This window comes from Streptomyces thermolilacinus SPC6 (assembly GCF_000478605.2).
Classification (GTDB): domain Bacteria; phylum Actinomycetota; class Actinomycetes; order Streptomycetales; family Streptomycetaceae; genus Streptomyces; species Streptomyces thermolilacinus.
This window is the reverse complement of the sequence record NZ_ASHX02000001.1, coordinates 494,047-509,955: the sequence shown is the minus strand read 5'-3', so window position 1 is coordinate 509,955 and position 15,909 is coordinate 494,047. Positions and strand designations below refer to the sequence as shown.

Annotated in this window: 11 protein-coding genes; 4 read left to right on the top strand and 7 right to left on the bottom strand. The window is 75.5% G+C overall.

The features are described from left to right. Positions 1-173: 173 nt before the first annotated feature. Genes J116_RS02260 through J116_RS02250 form a run of 3 tightly spaced genes read left to right on the top strand, consistent with a single transcriptional unit; the run spans position 174 to position 2,294 of the window. On the top strand, positions 174-1,070 hold the full coding sequence (locus J116_RS02260) for a glycosyltransferase family 2 protein (protein ID WP_023590983.1): 897 nt from the start codon (positions 174-176) through the stop codon (positions 1,068-1,070). A 57-nt stretch (positions 1,071-1,127) separates the two neighbouring features. Beyond that, positions 1,128-1,373 (top strand): DUF2180 family protein, encoded by a 246-nt coding sequence (locus J116_RS02255; protein ID WP_023590984.1) that lies wholly within the window; start codon positions 1,128-1,130, stop codon positions 1,371-1,373. 18 nt (positions 1,374-1,391) lie between these two features. Beyond that, positions 1,392-2,294 carry an erythromycin esterase family protein gene (locus J116_RS02250; protein ID WP_023590985.1) on the top strand — a complete coding sequence of 301 codons (903 nt, stop codon included), beginning with the start codon at positions 1,392-1,394 and terminating at the stop codon, positions 2,292-2,294. Between the two features lie 7 nt (positions 2,295-2,301). Here J116_RS02250 and J116_RS02245 read toward each other — a convergent pair whose 3' ends face one another. The 7 genes from J116_RS02245 to J116_RS02215 all read right to left on the bottom strand — a co-directional run bounded on the left by J116_RS02245 (position 2,302) and on the right by J116_RS02215 (position 14,686). Continuing rightward, complete coding sequence (locus J116_RS02245; RefSeq protein WP_023590986.1) at positions 2,302-7,416, bottom strand: NaeI family type II restriction endonuclease; 5,115 nt, start codon at positions 7,414-7,416, stop codon at positions 2,302-2,304. After that, entirely contained in the window at positions 7,409-8,344 is a 936-nt protein-coding gene (locus J116_RS02240; RefSeq protein ID WP_023590987.1) for an AAA family ATPase, read from the bottom strand. The genes J116_RS02245 and J116_RS02240 overlap by 8 nt, the downstream gene beginning before the upstream one ends. Then, entirely contained in the window at positions 8,341-10,407 is a 2,067-nt protein-coding gene (locus tag J116_RS02235) for a vWA-MoxR associated conflict system protein (RefSeq protein WP_023590988.1), read from the bottom strand. Before J116_RS02235 ends, J116_RS02240 begins: the two co-directional genes overlap by 4 nt. Next, the gene (locus J116_RS02230; RefSeq protein WP_317135508.1) at positions 10,404-11,255 is read right to left on the bottom strand and encodes an alpha/beta hydrolase; all 852 of its coding nucleotides are present in this window, start codon (positions 11,253-11,255) and stop codon (positions 10,404-10,406) included. The genes J116_RS02235 and J116_RS02230 overlap by 4 nt, the downstream gene beginning before the upstream one ends. 270 nt (positions 11,256-11,525) lie before the next feature. After that, positions 11,526-12,557: a 2-dehydropantoate 2-reductase gene (locus tag J116_RS02225; protein WP_023590990.1), complete on the bottom strand. Its 1,032-nt coding sequence runs from the start codon at positions 12,555-12,557 to the stop codon at positions 11,526-11,528. 189 nt (positions 12,558-12,746) lie between these two features. Beyond that, on the bottom strand, positions 12,747-14,258 hold the full coding sequence (hpnR, locus tag J116_RS02220; protein ID WP_023590991.1) for a hopanoid C-3 methylase HpnR: 1,512 nt from the start codon (positions 14,256-14,258) through the stop codon (positions 12,747-12,749). Between the two features lie 104 nt (positions 14,259-14,362). Then, positions 14,363-14,686 carry a CU044_2847 family protein gene (locus J116_RS02215; protein ID WP_028964754.1) on the bottom strand — a complete coding sequence of 108 codons (324 nt, stop codon included), beginning with the start codon at positions 14,684-14,686 and terminating at the stop codon, positions 14,363-14,365. A 286-nt stretch (positions 14,687-14,972) separates the two neighbouring features. Here J116_RS02215 and J116_RS02210 point away from each other — a divergent pair, with 286 nt between their 5' ends. Further along, on the top strand, positions 14,973-15,905 hold the full coding sequence (locus J116_RS02210) for a CAP domain-containing protein (protein WP_023590993.1): 933 nt from the start codon (positions 14,973-14,975) through the stop codon (positions 15,903-15,905). Positions 15,906-15,909 lie beyond the last annotated feature (4 nt).

Here is a 15,909-nt window from a genome sequence, read left to right as displayed (position 1 = left end):
CGGCACCGGCCCCCGTACCGGGGTCGCGTCGTGCCGGTCGGTACGGCCGTACCTGTCGGTCGCGTCGTGCCGGTTTCGCCCGGCCCGGGAGCGGTAGCCGGGAGGGAGACCCCGAGGCGGAGGACCGCCACCCGTAGGGGTTCGTACGACTCGCGGGGAGAGGAGGCGTCCACGTGACCGATCCGCGCACCACCGTCGTCGTCATCACCCACAACCGGCGCGACGAACTGCTCCGCACCCTCGACCGGACCGTGCGGCTGCCCGAACGGCCGCCCGTGATCGTCGTGGACAACGCCTCCACGGACGGCACCGCCGACGCCGTGGCCCGCCGGTACCCGGACGTCACGCTGCTCACCCCGGGCACCAACCTCGGCGCCGTCGGCAGGAACCTCGCCGTACGCCGCGCCGACACCCCGTACATCGCGTTCTGCGACGACGACTCCTGGTGGGAGCCGGGGGCACTGGCCCGCGGCTCCGACGTGCTGGACCGGCACGAGCGGCTGGCCGCCGTGACCGGCCGCATCCTCGTGGAGCCGGGCGGCCGGGAGGACCCGATCGTCGCCGAGCTGCGCGACTCGCCGGTCCCGGGCCCGGACTGGCTGCCGGGCCCCGCGCTCGGGTCGTTCCTCGCGGCTGCCACCGTCATGCGCCGCGACGCCTTCCTCGCGGCGGGCGGCTTCCACGAGCGGCTGTGGCTCGGCGGTGAGGAGGAGCTGCTGGCCACGGACCTCGCGACGCTCGGCTGGTGGCTCGCGTACGTCTCCGGTCTCACCGTCCACCACGCCCCGTCCAAGGCGCGCGACGCGACGAAACGCCGCGTCGACGGGCTGCGCAACACGCTGTGGTTCTGCTGGCTGCGCCGCCCGGCCGGGCCCGCCCTGCGCAGGACGCTGCACCTGGCCCGCACGGTGCCCCGTGACCGCGCGTCGGTCAGGGCCTTCGCCGCCGCCGCGGCGGGACTGCCGTGGGTGCTGCGGGAGCGGCGCGTCGTACCCCCGCCCGTGGAGGCGCGGCTGAGGACCCTGGCGAAGGCACAGCGCGAGTCCACGGCCCGCCGCTACATCGGCTGACCTGCGGCCCCGCCGGAATCTCCGAGCGGATGTCCGGCGCCCAGAGGGAGGAAGACCGTGAACTGTTACGAGTGCGACCGGCCGAACCCGGCCGTCGCGGTGTGCCGGTTCTGCGGCGCCGGACTGTGCCGCGATCACGTGCGGATACGGGGCGAGGAACTGCACGAGACCGTCGGCCCGGGCCCTTCCCAGTCCGTCCGCGGCCGCCGCATGCTGTGCGGCGTGTGCGCCGACGTACCGGACAGCCGCGGCAGCAGCCCCCTCGACGGGGGCGGACTGCTGGACGCCGGGGGCGGGCCATGACGAGCGCGGCACCGTCCGGTGCCTCCGACGGCGCGGCGGGTCCGGGCGGACGCCCTGCCGCACACCGGGCCCGGGTCGCTGGACCCCCTGATGGAGCGGATCGGTGACGCCCGCTACGTACTGATCGGGGAGGCGTCGCACGGGACGGCCGAGTTCTACCGCTGGCCGGCCGAGCCGACGCGGCGGCTCGTCGAGGAGCGCGGGGTGTCGTTCGTCGCCGTGGAGGGCGACTGGCCCGACCGCCTGGCCGCGCACCGCGCCGTCACCGCCGCGCCGGGCGCCCCGGACGACCCCCGCGAGGCGCTGGAGGGCTTCCACCGCTGGCCCGCGTGGATGTGGGCCAACACGGACGTGGCCGACTTCGCGCGGTGGCTGCGGGAGTACAACGCCCGGCTGCCCGCCGAACGGCGCGTCGGGTTCTTCGGCCTGGACGTTACAAGCCTGTGGGAGTCCCTGCACGCCGTGCTCGGCCATCTGCGGCGGCACGACCCGGACCGGGTGGGGGCCGCGCTGGAGGCGTACCGGTGCTTCGAGCCGTACGCGCGGGACCCGCAGGAGTACGCCCGGCCGACCCGGCTCGTCCCGCGCCCGGCTGCGGGCCCGAAGTGCTGTCGCTGCTGGTGGATCGTCTTCCCCGGCACCGGGACGTGGACCGGCACCGGGACCGGCACCGCAACGTGGACCGGCACCGGGACCGGCACGGCGCGTGACAGCGGCTGGACCGCCGCCGAGCGGGACCACCGGGCGATCGGCGTCGTCTACCGCGCCGCGCGGGAACGCTGGGGCAACTACGTGCCGATGATCCCCGCCGACCGGTACGACGCCTTCCTGTACCTCGACGGGACCACCGCGCTGACCCCGCTGCGTACCGCCGCCCCGCCGGACACCCACGAGGAGGAGAGCTGGCCCACCGGCATGTGAGCGCCGGTCACCTGGGCCGCCGGGGGTTCGGCAGGTCCTGGGGGAGCGGCTCCAGCGGATCGTCCGGCCCCGCCACGACCCACGCCACCCCGCCCGCCAGGATCGACGGCCCCGCGTGGTGAGGGCGCCGCCGTGTCAGCCGGGCGCTCACATACGCGTCCGGGTCCGCTACGGGCAGCCGCAGCGCCCCGGCCAGCTCGCGACCCCTCCGGTTGCCGCCCACCACCAGCACGCCCTCCTCGCGGAGCAGTACCGCCGCCTCCCGGACCGTGCGGGCGCTGTCGCGGCGCCGCGTCACGGGCCGCAGGGCAGCCTCGGTCACCTGCCGCTCCCGCACCCGCCGGAACAGCGCCACCGTACGCTCCACGGCGGACGCGGGCGCCAGGATCGCGGTCCGGTCCTCGTCGCGCAGGCGCAGCAGCAGGTTCTCCCGCAGCGGCGCGGCGCGGTGCAGCCACAGCACGGCCATGCGCGCCTCGGGCGTCAGCGGCGACGGCGCGTCCCGGTGCACCGGCGCGACCGTCATGCCCGGGCGTATCCGCAACAGCCCCGCCGACCAGCGGGCGTGCTCTTCGTCGGCCCGGATGACCAGTCCGATGTCGCCGTACTCGGACGGGCGGAACGCCCAGCTGTTGCCCTCCAGCGAGAGCTTCAGCCGGTACGGCGTGGGCGCCGGGAACTCCGCGCGCAGCGCCCGAGCCAGCCGTCCGGCGAGCACCTCCCGCTCCCGCTCGTCCAGCTCGGCCGGGTCGTAGCGGCCCGTCAGCTCCGCGTCGAGCACGGAGTCGATGGACTCCCGCACGGCGGCGGCCATCAGGCGTCCGTCCGGGTCGATGTCGCTGAACTCCCGCGCCACCATGAGTAGTTCGGCATCGTACGCGGAGAGGTCGATGTGCGGGGTGAGGACGACGCACACGACCCGCCCGTTCGTCACGACCTCGCGCGCGAGGAACCGCCCCGCCACCAGCCCGGCCGCGTCCTGGCCACCGAGCCGTTCGAACACCTCGGGCGAGACGCACAGGGTGGGGTGCAAGGGGAAGTTCCCCGACAGTTCGCGGAACTCCTGCGCGTGCGCCATCGTCACCGCGAGCCGGACGTTCAGGTCCGATGCGTCGATCCGTCCGTCCCGCTCCGGTACGTCCCCCGTGTGCACGGCGAGGCGCGCGGCGGGCCTCCCGCCCGCCGCCTCCAACTCGTCCGGCAGCCGCTGCGCCAGGCCGACGAGCAGCGAATCGAGCGGCACCGAGGGTGGCAGGAGCACCACACAGTGGTCGCCTGTGGTCAGCAACCGGTAGTCGGCCCGCCCTATGGCACCGTCGTCCCTCAGCGAGGTGAGGGTGAGCGACAGGGCCTGGCCGGCCGCGACGAGGTCACCGCCCGCCTCCATCACCACGATGGTGCGCGGCCCGTCCGGCCCGGCTTCGGCCTCCGGCTGCGCGGCCGCCGCGAGGAGGCGCCGGGCCACCTCCCGGTCGGCCTCCCACTCGGGTCCGCCGCCCTCGAGGTGGCCGAGCGCCGCCCGTGCCGCCGCCTGAGCCTCGGACGGGCGCCCCAGCGCGTTCAGCGTCCGCGCCATCCGGCTCAGGACCAGGCCCTCGGCACGGCGGTCCCCGCCCTCCGTGCGGTACTGGGCGAACAACGCCTCCTGCGCGGTCAGCAGTTCCCGGTGCCGCCCGGCCGTGGCCAGCGCTTCCTCCAGCGTCAGCAGGCCGCGCCGCATCAGCGGGTGGGGCACCGAGTCCCGATGGCTGCCGAGCGCCTCCAGGACCGTCCGCAGCACCTCCTCGGTCCGGCCGAGCCGGGTGAGGACCGACGCCAGTTCGAGAGCGGCCGTCGCCACGCCGAAGCGGTCGCCGTCCGCGCGGTACGCGTCGAGCGCCCGCCTCAGGAACGCCTCCGCCTCTTCCAGCCGGCCGCGCTCCCACGCCAGTCGCCCGGCCAGCTGGTTCGCGGGGCCGCGCAGTGCGAGGTCCTCGTCCCATGCGCCGGCCGGCAGCACGGCGAACGTCGAGGCGGCCTCGTCGGTCTCCCCTGCGGTGTACTGTGCCGATGCCAGGGCGACCACGGCCCGGACCGCCGACCGCTCGGCTCCCGTGGACGCCGCCGCGATCAGCGCCCTCGCGGCGTCCCTGAACCGGGAGCGGTACGGGGTCGAGGCGCCACGGACGTGGAGCAGCAGGAGCAGGTCGGCGAAGTGGTTCGGCAGCTCCGCCGACGCGTCGGTCTCGGTCGCCATCGCCAGCGCGTTGGCCAGCCACACGTGCGAAGGCCCGTCGTGGGCGGCGTCGGCCGCTCTCACCCCCAGGTTCTCCGCCAGGGCGGAGCCGGGACGGTCCTCGTCGTGGAGCGCGGCGGCAGCGGCGAGGTAGTGGCGTACGAGCCGCGTGACGGCGATGGCCGTCCGGGCGTCGTGCGGCCGCCTGGCGAGGACGTGGCGCCGGATGTCCTCCGGCACCCGGTACACCCCGGCGCCCCGCCGGTCCAGCAGCCCGTGGCGCGCCAGCCGACCGAGCATCGTGTGGGCGGCCTGACGGTCGCCGAGGAACGCCCACGCCTCAGTACGGGTCAGCTCACCGGTCGGCACGCGCGCGAGGAGGGCCAGCGCCTCGTACTCGGGGGGCGGGAGATGGCGAAGCCGCAAGTCGAGGACGGTTTCCCCGGCCGATGCCGCAGGGTCGGTGGGAAGCGCGTCGATCAGCCGGGACAGTTCGGGCAGCGGCGGCGCGGAACCCGAGGCGATCCAGGAGCCGATGAGGCGGAGCGTGCGCGGGCTCCTTGTGCGCCGGACCGACGTCCTCGTCCAGAACACGCTGCCGACCGCCAGCCGACGAAGCGCGTCCCCCTCCCGTGCGCTGTTCAGGCCGCCCCAGACGGCGATCACCTCTGCGGCTTCGGTCTCCGACAACGGCCCCAGCCGGTACCCGTGCCGGACGTGTTCCTGCTTCGTGGTGGCGAGCACGGAGCACTCCGGAGTCACGGGCAGCAGGGCCTCCCAGCGAGCGGGGTCGGGCACATCGTCCAGGACGAGCAGCAAACGCCGCCCGGCGACCGCCTCCGCCAGCTTGTCGGCCAGCTCCTCGGCGGTGCGCGGCCCCGGGCCCGGAGCTGCGCCCATGTCGGTGAGCAACTGGTGCAGCGCGGCCTCGGGCGGTACGGGGTGCCGGCCGGAACCCCGCAGGTCCACGAAGTACCGCTCACCGTGGAAGGGGAACGCCACGTGCAGCGCCAGCGCCGTCAGGCCCGCGCCTGGTGTGCCCTCGTCGGCAGTCGCCCACACGATGCCCGCGGCCGGGTCCGAGAGCCGACGAAGCAGCGTATCGACCGCATCCCACCGCCCTATGAAGAACGTGGGCAGCGGGGGGAACATGCCCGCAGCGTCGGCCTCCTCGTCCCCCGTTCCGTGGCCCTGGTGCGCCTCCGTCCCCTCGTCGTCCCGCCCCGGCTCCTGGGACTCCTCCCCGGGCACCGACAGCCCCAGCAGCTCCAGCGTCTGCCGGGAGGCGCGGGCGAACGCCTCGTGTCCGGCGGGCAGTTCGCGGGGGCCCGACGCGTCGTACGCGACCGAGCGCAGCGCCGGCCGTCCGTCGCCGCGGGAGGACACGTGCCGGTCGAGGGCCTGGTGGACCCGCCACGCCTCGTGCGCGGGCAGCCGCTCCCGCAGCACCGCCCTGACCTCCTCGGGCAGGACGAGCTCCAGCGAGCCGTCGTCGCCGTCGGCGCTCTGCCCCAGTTCGAACAGCCCGCTCGTCACGGCCTCCGCCACGTCGGCGGTCGTGGCGTCCGGGACCAGCTCCCGGCGGATCACGTGCAGCAGCCGCAGACTGAGCCGGTCGAACGGCGCGCACAGCACCGCCAGCCGCACCGCGCGGGGCGAGGCCGTACGGAGGAAGGCCCGCGCCACCGTGCCGGGGGACGACGGCAGGGCGCGCGGCCGGGGCGGGCCGGGCAGGCGCCCGCCGGGCGGTACGAGCACGGCCGTGCAGCCCTCGGGGGCGCCGCGCATCGCCGCCCGCGACCAGCGGTCCAGCGAGTGCGGCGACAGCGACAGCACCGGGATCGGCAGCCACACGCCGTCCCCGGCGGCCCCGTCGCGGGCCTCCCCGTCACGGGCCGCCCCACCACCGGTTGCCCCGTCACGGGGCGTGCCGCCCGGAGCGGCGAGGTCCAGCAGCGGGGGCGCCTCGTGGGGCAGGCGGCTGCGGTGGGCGCCGGGCGCGGCGGGCGCGAACCTGACCGTGGGGAGGTTCAGCCCGCCGCGCCGCCACAGCTTCGTCGGGAGCGGGTTCAGCAACGCGGTGGGGGTGCCGGCCGCCCACTCCCGCAGCAGCCGCCACACCGCCGGTCCGCGCCACGCCTCGGCCACGCGGTCCGACACGACGACGACCAGCCTCCGCCCGTCCGCCTGCCGCAACTGGCCCGGCCCCTGCGGCCTCCCCGCCTCGTCGAACAGCAGGTCCCGCACCTGGAGCGTGCGGAAGGCGCCCAGCCGGTCCAGGACACCGGTGAAGTCGTCGAGGGTCTCCTCCCACACGCGCATGTTGGGGGAGCGGTCCACGACCAGCGTCAGGTCGAACCACCGTTCCGGAGCGGCCGAGAACACCGGGATCAGCTCGCCGCTGCGGGCGTAGCCGTCCACGGTCGCGTCGATGTCCAGCGCGCCGCGCCGCCCTTCCGGCCACGGGCGCTTCCACGGCCGCAGCGCCCGCGTCACCTCCAGCGCCCGGGGCAGGCCCGTGGCGCGGGGCGCCGCGACGGCATGGCCGCGCACCCGCGTACCGGCGCCCGGCAGCCGCTCGTGCAGGGGCCGCGCCGCCTCAGCGGGCCGTGCCCCGGACGCTCCGGGAACGACCGGGTCGGCTGTCCCCGGCACCGGCTCGCGCGCGGGAGCGGTGTCCTCGTCGCTCGGCGCGGGCACGTCGCCCCTCGGCGTCGGCACCGGCGGGCCGGTCGGCGACGGTGGGTCCGACCGGTCCCGCGCCATCGCGGCGGCCAGCCACAGCGCCTCCGCCAGCGCCGTACCGTCGAGCCCGCCCGGCGGCCCGGCCCCGCCGTCCGCCGCCGGGTCCAGGTGCGGGACGGCCACGCGCAGCGCGGCCAGCACCCGGCCCAGTGCCTCAGGCACGGGACAGCTCCCGCAACAGCAGATCCACCACGGCCTGCCGCCGCTCGCCGTCCGGGGCGCCTTCCCCGGTCAGCAGGTGCACGGCGTTGAGCAGCTGGTCCACGGCGAGGCTCTCCCCGGCCGTGAGCCGCTCCACGAACGCGCCCACCAGCTCCCCGGCCGCCGCCGACTCCGCCACGTCGGCGCCCAGGTGCGCGGCGACGACTCTGAGCAGGGTCTCCGGTGTCGGCATCGGCATGGTGAAGCGGATGCAGCGGCGCAGGAACGCCGCCGGGAAGTCCCGCTCGCCGTTGCTGGTCATCACGATGAACGGGAACTCCGTGCACGGCACCCGGCCCCGCGTCACCTCGTGGTGCGCGTCGCCGCCCCACTCCCGGACGGCCACCACGTCCCTGCCGTACCGGGCCAGCTCCGGGATCTCGAACTCGCCCCGCTCCAGCACGTCCAGCAGATCGCTCGGCAGGTCCAGGTCGCTCTTGTCGATCTCGTCGATGAGCAGCGCCCTGGGCCGCTCCGACGGCAGCAGCGCCGTACCGAGCGGACCCATCCGCAGGAACGGCGCGATGTCGTCGCCGCCGTCCGGCCCCTCCAGCCGCTGCGCGTGGATCCTGCCCAGCGCGTCGTACCGGTAGAGGGCGTCCGACAGACCGCTCCGGGACGTGATGTGCCAGCGCAGTACGGGGCCGAGCGCCAGCTCCGCCGCGACCTGCTCGATCACCGTGGACTTGCCCGACCCGGCGGGGCCGGTCAACAGCAGCGGGCGGCGCAGCAGCAACGCGGCGTTCACCGCCTCCACCAGGCCCGGCGGAGGGACGAACTGCTCGTGCAGGGACCTGCGGGGGAACACCCGCCAGGGCGGCGGCGGAGCCAGCTCCACCCGCTCGCGCGGCGCGGTGCCCGTTCCCGCGTAGAAAGGCTGCCAGGTCATGCGGGACTCTCCCCATCCGTCGTGAACTGTTCGAACCACCGGCAGAACTCCAGCCATTCGGCGTCGTCCCACACCGCGCGGAGCGGAGCCAGATGCCCACGGCCCGGCCGGTCGGCGCCCGAGTGGCCGCAGCCGCTCCACCGGTCCCGGTAGGCGCGGCAGAACTCGCCGGGCAGCAGATGCCAGTGCGCGTCCAGGTAGCGACGCGCCTCCACCGGGACGCGGTGCGTCTCGTCGTCCGGCCACAGCACGATCGGGGAGGACGCCAGCAGCGTCTCCAGCATGTCGCTCAGGTGCGTCGGCCGGTGCTCCAGCGCCACCCCGCGCGTGCGCGGCCCGCCGAGCAGCCGGTCGCGCAGCTCCCGCACCTGCCGCGTCTCCGTCTCGCCGAGCCACTCCAGCCGGGTGCCGTCGGGGCATTCCGCCATGGCGCGCAGCGTCCTGCGCGCCCGGTCGTTGATCCACCACAGGTGGTCGGGCGGCTGGATACGGTCGCTCCACCGCAGGACCACATCGTGCTCGGCGCCCAGCCGCATCCCGAAGTCGGTCTCCTCCGGCCGCCACCGCACCAGCAGCGGCGCGGGCGCCGCGACCTCCACCCGGCGCAGCGGTGCGTCCACCGCGGCGGCCAGTCGCGACGCCCACCGCAGCGCCGCACCCAACTGCCGCTCCACACCGGCCCGGTCCGGGCCGCACGCGAACTCCTCACGGTCCCGCACCTCGCCGCCGTCCAGCAGCCACGCCGCCAGCGACTCCGGCCACTCGTCGCCGACCGCCGCGTGGAGGCTCACCACCAGCCGCAGCCGCATGTCACGCGTCCGGTCGGCGAGCCGCTCGAACGCGTCGTTCAGGTCGATCACCGCGCCGAGGCCCGCCGCCCAGCCGCGCACCGCGGGCGTATCCGGGGCCACGCCCGTCCCGTGCGCCAGCAGCGCCACGAAGTCCACCAGCGGCGCCATCCGCCGCTGACCCGCCAACGGCGCCCGCAGCAGCAGGTACTCGATAACATCCCGCAACAGGTCCGTGCCCGACGACGCGGGCGGCGACTCCACGGGCCCGGGGCACGCCGTGGAGAACGTGCGCCGCAGCAGGCCCGACGTGAGCGGCGCGCCCGGCCAGGAGCCGAGCAGCGCGACGGTCCGCAGTGCGGCGTCCAGGGCGTCCAGCACGTCGAGCGCCCACGCCCGCGCGGGTGACGGCGCCGCCGCGGCGACCTCGGCCCGTACGGCATGGAGGTCCTGGGCCGCCGTCACGGGCCCGGTGTGCGGCGACTCGTCCACCGCCGCCACCGCCCTGGCCAGCTCCTCCGCGCCCACCCGGCCCAGCAGCGCTCCCGCGGCCGCCGGGTGCCGGCTGTTGCGCGCCAGCCACAGCGGGCCGGGACCGAACCGCGCCCCGTCGAACTCGGCCCGCAGGATCGCCTGCCCCACCGTGCCTCCGTCGTCCCGCACGGCCTCCACGACCGCGTCCGGCGCCAGCGTCTCGCCCGCCGAGGCGAGCCCCTCCTGGAGGACCTTCACCAGCGTCCGGCTGAAGCGCAGCCCGTACGCCTCCTCCGCCGCGCCCGAACCCATCAGGAGCGACAGCCGCGTGTCGCCCTGCCGGATGCCGTTGGAGACCGACTTCAGATCCGGCACGGCGTTCCCCGCGTGGCAGGTGTCGACGATGGCGATGACCCCGGCCAGGCCCTGTGTGTCCAGCGCCTGCGCCAGCAGCGACCCCACGTCCACCGCCGTCAGCGGCGACTCCGCCCGCGAGTCGCTCGCCATGAAGTACAGCCCCGTACCGGCGGCCATCCCGTGGCCCAGCAGCGCCACGACCAGCACCGCGCCGACGTCGCCCGCGCCGAGCGCCGCCGCCCGGACCGCCGCCTCCACGTCCGCCCGCGTCACCCGGTCGCCGCACAGCAGCGACACACCGCCCGGCGGGTCCTTCTCACAGCCGCCCGCCCACGGCGCCGTCAGCGTGCCGTGCAGCGCACGTGCCGCGTCCTCCAGCCCGTCCAGCAGCCCCAGATCGGGGCACTGCGCCCCGATCACCAGGGCATGCCGCGGGCCGGTCATGACCTCGTGGCGGAGGTCAGAGCCTCGACGAGCGGACCCGCCACGGCGGCCTGCGCCAGGTACTTGGCCGCCGGGTGCACCCACGCGCCGTCCGAATCGACCCGGCTGCTCACCGGCCGTACCGACGAGGCGTTCGGCCGCACGAAGTCCTCCAGCCGGGGCCGGGCGGCCACGATGTCGTCGCGGTCCCAGAAGTTCAGCCACCGCCCCACACAGGCGGGAGCGGACACCGGCCGCGGACGCACCCGGGGCAGCACCGCCGTCCTCGTCCCCAACGGCGACCCCAGCGTGACCAGCAGCGGCACCTCACCCCGGTGCGCGTGCAGGGTCTCCAGGGCGACGACCGTGCCCAGCGAGTGCGCCACCACCACCGTCGGCCCGTCCCCGTCCAGACAGTCGGCCACTCTCCGGCGGATGCGGGTGTCCAGCGTCACCCCGTCATCGCCGGTCTCCGCCCGGTTGAGGTACCGGGCGACCTGGCCGAGCATGCCCGCCGTGACCCGGGCGCTCAGCCAGCCGCCCGCCGACCGCAGCCCGGGCAGCGCCAGCAGCGTCGTCAGCGCGTTCGCCACATGCCTGCCGGGCGCCCCGATGCCCTGCGCGCCGCCCGGCGGGGCCAGTTGGGTGCGGGCGTGGCGCAGCACCCTTGCCTCGTGCGGCGCCAGCTCCGGGTCGGCCAGCCGCTCGTCCACGGCTTCGAGGAGCAGCTCCGCGACCAGCTCCTCGTCGTCACGCCCCGCCGGAGACCCGGCCGCGACGCCCGCGCCCTGCGCCCCGGCCGTATGGAACAGGTCGCCGTAGTACGCGAACCGCGCGTCGGCGGCCCAGCCGCCCGTCAGACCGGACACACTGCCCGCATGACCCGCCGCGCGGGCCCCGTGCGCGGCCGCGCGTAACCACTCCTGAAGGTCCGCCATGGCATCGCGGGGACCCCCGATGCCATGGACGAACACCAGACGAGGCTTCATCGCCCCCCCTTCGTCGTCGCCCCCGATCGAGAACGATCTTTTCGCGTACGGACGAAGACCAGCAACCCCTGTGGAAAACCCCCTGTGGACAACGTCGTTCGCCCGCACGGGGGCGCACTACGACGTCCCCCCGGCCTGGTGTCGTCCCGCCTACCGGGCCGTCGCCGCCCCGCTCAGCTCCCCGTACAGCTCCGCGCCCGTCCAGCGGCGTGCGCCACCCGGTGCGGCCGCCTCCGCCTCCCGCACCAGCTCGACCAGGCGCGCGTTCACCGGGGCGCGCAGACCGTGCCGGGCGGCCAGGGCCACGACCTCCCCCTGCAACGAGTCGATCTCCGTCGGCCGGCCGCGCTCCAGGTCCTCCCACATGGACGACCTGGCCTGCGCGTCCACCCGCAGCGACGCCGCCGCCACCCGCCGGAACACCCCGTCCGGCAGACGCAGCACCCAGGGCGTGAACGACGCAGGGACGGGACCCAGCCGCGCCGGAACGACCCCCTCCGCCCGGTACGCCGCCAGCGCCTCCTCCTGGCACAGCGCCAGGCACCGCCGGAACGCCCGCGTCCCCAACTGGTCGCGCAGGGGCAGCCCCGACAGGGCGTTCACCGCGTTGTTCAGGTTCATCAGCAGCTTCGCGTACTGCACCCGCCGCATGTCACCGCGCTGCTCGACCTCCAGCCCCGCCCGCCGCAGCGCCGCCACCAGGGCGCCCGCGTCCGGCACGTCGTCCACCATCAGCGCGCCCGCCGTGCCCTGGTGGAAGGCGGCGGGGCCGCTGCGCACCACGTTGTACGGGACCATGCCCGCCAGCACCGAAGTGCCCGCCGGCAGGGCCGACCGCAGCACCTCCGGGTTCCGCAGGCCGTTCTGGAAGCTCACCACGACCGTGTGCGCGCCCAGGTGCGGGCCGATCACCTCGGCCGCCTCACGCGTCGCCCCGGACTTCACGGTGACCAGCACGTAGTCGGCTCCCGACACGTCCGGTGCCGCACTCGACGCCCGCAGCAGCGCCGGGGGCACGCGCGCGTCCGGGCGGCCGCCGCCCGTCAGCCGCAGGCCCCGTTCCCGTACGGTCTCCATCGCGGCGGGGCGGCCGATCAGGGTCACCTCGCAGACGGCGGCGAGGAGGCCGCCCAGGTGGCAGCCGATGCTGCCCGCGCCGAACACGGCGATCTTCAGTGGCATGCGGCCAGTGTGGCCGCCGCGCGCACGGCCGTCGAGAGCCCCGTATCCGCACGGGCAGCCTGCCCCTGGCCCGCGCCGCCTGCCGCGCGTCCACAACGGCCGGGCCCGCGCCTCCGCCGGTGGGGCCCTCCTCCACCGGTCAGGCCGTACTGGTGGAGCCCGCGCGCGTGCCGGCCGGGCTCGCGGCCGTCAGACTCCGTCAGCCTCCGGGGCCGGGCGTCGGTGGGCGGGGGGAGCGGGGCGGGTGTGGATGAACAGTTCCTGCCGCCGGGGCGGCGAAGCCCGGTGCTCGGGCACCGGCAGCTCGTACCGCACCGGCCGCCGGTGGTCCGCCATCTGCCGGTCGGCGTTGTACACCCGGCCGAACTTCCACAGCATGCGCGCGAAGTTGGTCTGCCCGCGCAGCAGGTTCCGGCCCAGCACCCCCATGGCGCCCACCGCGTTGCGCAGCCCCAGGTGCTTGCGGTTGAGGACCGCCTGGGTGCGGACCAGTTCCCGGTAGAACTCCTCCAGCGGCAGCTTCGTCGGGACGACGGCGTGCTGGATGTCGAACAGCCGGTAGTCCCGCGTCGTCAGCTGCCGCGCCTCCGTGTGCCAGATCTCCGTCCCCGGATACGGCGTCATCACCGTCAGGTGCACGATCTCCGGCACGCTCATCGCGAACTCCCGGACGACGCGGAACCTTTCCTTGTCCCACGCCGGGTCCACGATCAGGTTGATGGCCACCATGATGCCCATCCGCCGTGCCGCCTCCAGCGCGCGGAAGTTGTCGTCCGGGCTGACCCGCTTCCGGTACAGGTCCAGGCCCTCGGCGTCGATGGCCTCCATGCCCAGGAACATGTACCGCAGTCCCAGCCGGGTCCAGCGTTCGAACACCTCCGGGTTGCGCAGCAGCACGTCGCTGCGGGTCTCCAGGTAGTACCGCTTTCTGATCCGGCGCCGTTCCAGGGCGGCCGCGATGCCGTCGCCGTGCTCCGGTTTGATGAACGCCACGTCGTCCACGATGAAGACGTTCGGCTCCCGGATCGACGCCATCTCCTCGGCCGCCGCCTCCGGCGACGACTTGCGGTAGCTGCGCCCGTAGAACGTCCACGCCGAACAGAACGAGCAGTCCCACGGGCAGCCGCGGGTGAACTCGATCGACGCGCACGGGTCCAGCTCCCCGATGAAGTAACGGTTCCGCTTGCGCATCAGGTCGCGCGCCGGGCGCGGCCGGTCCAGGCTGTCCAGCAGCTTCGGCGCGGGCCCGCGCCCCTCCGCCGACACGACCCCCGGCACGGTGCCCAGCCCCCCGTCCCGCGCCGCCTCCAGCAGCGGCGCGACGGCCGGTTCGCCCTCACCGCGTACGACGGCGTCCACCGCGCCCTCCGCCTGCCGCAGCACGTGCTCGGCGATGAACGACACGCTGTGCCCGCCGAAGAAGACGAAGCAGCCGGGAGAGGCCGCCTTGGCGCGCCGGGCGATCTCGATGGCCTCCGGGATGTTCGCCAGGTAGTTGAGGGAGATCCCCAGCGCCTCCGGCGCGAACGACCGCAGCTCCGCGTCGAGCACGGAGCGCGACAGCACCTGGAGGTCCACCACCCGCACCTGGTGCCCGGCGTCCCGCGCCGCGGCCGCCACCCGTTCCAGGCCCAGCGGCTCCAGCCGGAGGAAGATCTCCGAGTACATCAGGGCACTCGGGTGGACGAGCAGCACGCGCATGGGGGTCTCCAGCCGGACGGCGACGGGGATCTAGCGGGTTCGGGTCCTGCGGGTCGGGGTTCTGCGGTCTCGGTGCGTCGGTCGTGGTGCTCGCGCGGGTCGTCTCAGCCGTACCGCCGCCACACCAGGTGGACGGCGAAGTTCACCTCCGCTGTGCCCTTCGCGACGACGACGCCGCTCTCGCCGCCCACCTTCAGGCCGAAGTCCACCGCCGCCTCCTCCGGCCCCAGGCGGCGCAGCGTGTCGAACACCTTCGCCAGGGCCGGGCCCAGCTGGTCGAGGGCCTCCTGGAGCGACACCCGCGCCCGGGCCGCGACCGACTCGCCGGGGAAGCCCTCCGGCTCCACCGGCAGCAGGTCGTCGTCCACCTCGAAGACGGCCGTGCCGTCCTCTCCGTCGCCCACCTCGATCGTGATCAGCTGTGCCACGCGGCCAGCCTCGCCCAGCCGCGCGGACACCGCACGCCGAGCCGTCCGGAGGGACCACCCCGACCCACCCGACGGCTTATGCGAAAACGGCGCCTCGCGCGTAAGGGGCCGCTCGTACGGCCGGTTCGGGCGGCGCCCCGCGCGCGTGGGGACGGGGACGATCGCCGTCCGGGAAAACCTCCCGCGACATTCTCGGAAGAAGTGTTGTCGCCGCCGCCGCGCCCGATCTCCCCTTCGCCGGACCACAGCCGGCAGCCCTTGCAGGAGAGCAGAGAGCGGAGTTTCCGTGCAGCAGCACCCCCGAGACCCCCAGGAACGTCCCGGCCGTACGCGGCAGGAGGCGGGCCGTCACGGCCGGCGTCGCCGTTCCGGCGGCCGCAGGGCCGCAGCGGCGCAGCACCGCCACGCCCGGCGGCGCTGGACCTACCAGGGCATCGGCACCGTCGTCGCCGGTACGGTCGCCGTCGCGGCGGTGGCGGCCGGCACGTTCGTCCTCGGCGGCACCGGGGACGACAGCGGCGGTTCCCTGGCCAGCCGTACGGTCGCGCCCGTACCGTCCCTCGACGGCGGCGCGACAGGCACCCCGGCCCCCACCGCGACCACGGGCGCGGGCATACCCAGCGCCCTGCCGTCCGCGTCCGCCGCACCGTCGGCGAGCGCCCGCCCCGCGACCGCCACCCCGGCGCCCACCAAGTCCGCCGCGGCCTCGCCCGCCGCGCGCGCCACGACCCCCCGGAAGCGCCCGTCCGCCGCGCCGGACACGGCCACCACGCGCGCGGACGGCGCGGAGCCGTACCGGTCCCGTGCCTCCCAGTCCGGAGGTTCCGGCGGCCGGGGCGACCACATCAGCCGTGTCATCGAGCTCGCCAACGCCGAACGCGCCAAGGCGGGCTGCCCCGCCCTCCGCGCCAACAGCCTCCTCCAGAGGGCCGCGCAGGGTCACGCCGACGACATGGCCGCCCGCGACTACTACGAGCACGACACCCCCGAGGGGCTCAGCGCGGGCGACCGGATCGAGGCGGCGGGCTACCGCTGGAGCACCTGGGCCGAGAACATCCACCGGGGCCCCGGCGACCCCGCCACGGCCGTGCGCGACTGGATGAAGAGTCCCGGCCACCGCGCGAACATCCTCAACTGCGCCTTCCGCGACATCGGCGTCGGCGTGAACATGCGGTCCAACGGCCCCTGGTGGGTGCAGAACTTCGGCGCGTCCGCGTAACGGG

What these genes read in the sequence shown, in the direction of transcription:
- J116_RS02240 (WP_023590987.1), bottom strand. Translation starts at nt 8,344, where the DNA reads ATGACCTGGCAGCCTTTCTACGCGGGAACGGGCACCGCGCCGCGCGAG.
- J116_RS02225 (WP_023590990.1), bottom strand. Translation starts at nt 12,557, where the DNA reads ATGCCACTGAAGATCGCCGTGTTCGGCGCGGGCAGCATCGGCTGCCAC.
- J116_RS02235 (WP_023590988.1), bottom strand. Translation starts at nt 10,407, where the DNA reads ATGACCGGCCCGCGGCATGCCCTGGTGATCGGGGCGCAGTGCCCCGAT.
- hpnR (WP_023590991.1), bottom strand. Translation starts at nt 14,258, where the DNA reads ATGCGCGTGCTGCTCGTCCACCCGAGTGCCCTGATGTACTCGGAGATC.